This is a genomic window from Kitasatospora sp. NPDC091257, from assembly GCF_044757675.1.
Taxonomy (GTDB): domain Bacteria; phylum Actinomycetota; class Actinomycetes; order Streptomycetales; family Streptomycetaceae; genus Kitasatospora; species Kitasatospora lactacystinica.
This window is the reverse complement of the sequence record NZ_JBIVVI010001732.1, coordinates 1-1,347: the sequence shown is the minus strand read 5'-3', so window position 1 is coordinate 1,347 and position 1,347 is coordinate 1. Positions and strand designations below refer to the sequence as shown.

The window sequence follows — 1,347 nt, the reverse complement described above, 5'->3', positions numbered from 1 at the left end:
CCTCCCACCGGAGGGGGCCCGCCCTTTCGTCTGGCAGCAGCCGCGGGCGCTACTCGGGGAAGCCCGGGATCACGCCCTCGCCGTCGGCCATCAGCAGCTCGCGGACCTCGTCGATCGTCGCGTCGGCGCTCGGCAGGATCAGCTCGGACGGCTCCAGCGAATCCAGCGGCACCGGGGTGCCGTACTGCTTCACCGCGTCGATGAGCTTGCCGTAGGCCTGGCGGAAGAGCGTCTCGTCCCCCGAATCCACCGCAGTGACGAGCTCGGCGTCGAGCTCGTTGAGCAGGTTCAGGTGGTCGTCGCCCACCTCGTACTGCCCCTCACCCATGACCCTCATGATCATGCCGTGCGTCTCCCTGGTTCGTGGGTCGAGCTCAGATCACTTGTTGTAATTGATGCGCGGGGTGTCCTGCTGCGGCTGCGGCTGGACGTCCTGCTTGCCCTGCTCGATCGCGGCGGGGCCGGTCGAGGAGGGGCCGGACAGCTCGGCCTTCATCCGGGCCAGCTCCAGCTCGACGTCGGAACCGCCGGCCACCCGCTCCAGCTCGGCCTCGATGTCGTCCTTGCGGCCGAGACCGCTCGCGTCGTCGAGCGCGCCCGAGGCGAGCAGCTCGTCGATCGCACCGGCCCGGGCCTGCATCTGGGCCGTCTTGTCCTCGGCACGCTGGATCGCCAGGCCGACGTCGCCCATCTCCTCCGAGATCCCGGAGAAGGACTCGGCGATGCGGGTCTGCGCCTGGGCGGCCGTGTACGTCGCCTTGATGGTCTCCTTCTTGGTGCGGAAGGCGTCCACCTTGGCCTGAAGTCGCTGGGAGGCGAGCGTGAGCTTCTCCTCCTCGGCCTGGAGCTGCTGGTACTGCGTCTCCAGGTCGGTGATCTGCGACTGCATGTTGGCCTTGCGGGTCAGCGCCTCGCGGGCGAGGTCCTCGCGGCCGAGCGACAGCGCCTTGCGGCCCTGGTCCTCGTACTTGGCGGACTGCTGCTGCAGCTGCGTCAGCTGGAGTTCGAGCCGCTTGCGCGAGGTCGCGACGTCCGCGACACCACGCCGTACCTTCTGCAGCAGTTCGAGCTGCTTCTGGTAGGAGTAGTCGAGCGTCTCACGGGGATCCTCCGCCCGATCCAAGGCCTTGTTCGCCTTGGAGCGGAAGATCAACCCCATACGCTTCATGATTCCGTCGCTCATGGGCCTCGGGTGCCCCCTTCTCCGGCCTGCGGTCTTTATCTCGTTACCAGACACGACGAGTGTATGTGCAGCGAGCCCGTCGCCGCAGTGCACCTGCCTGCAACAAGACTGCTACAGCGACCAGTGGCGTTTCCTCCTCCCCCGGGTGGATCCGCCCCTCATAC

The 1,347-nt window shown here is 67.6% G+C and carries 2 protein-coding genes; both read right to left on the bottom strand.

What is annotated here, in order from left to right:
• Positions 1-49: 49 nt before the first annotated feature.
• A complete protein-coding gene (locus ACIQOV_RS41620) occupies positions 50-343 on the bottom strand; it encodes a hypothetical protein (RefSeq protein ID WP_401056369.1) in 294 nt (97 codons plus the stop codon).
• Positions 344-379: 36 nt separating this feature from the next.
• A complete protein-coding gene (locus tag ACIQOV_RS41615; RefSeq protein WP_380546013.1) occupies positions 380-1,168 on the bottom strand; it encodes a PspA/IM30 family protein in 789 nt (262 codons plus the stop codon).
• Positions 1,169-1,347 lie beyond the last annotated feature (179 nt).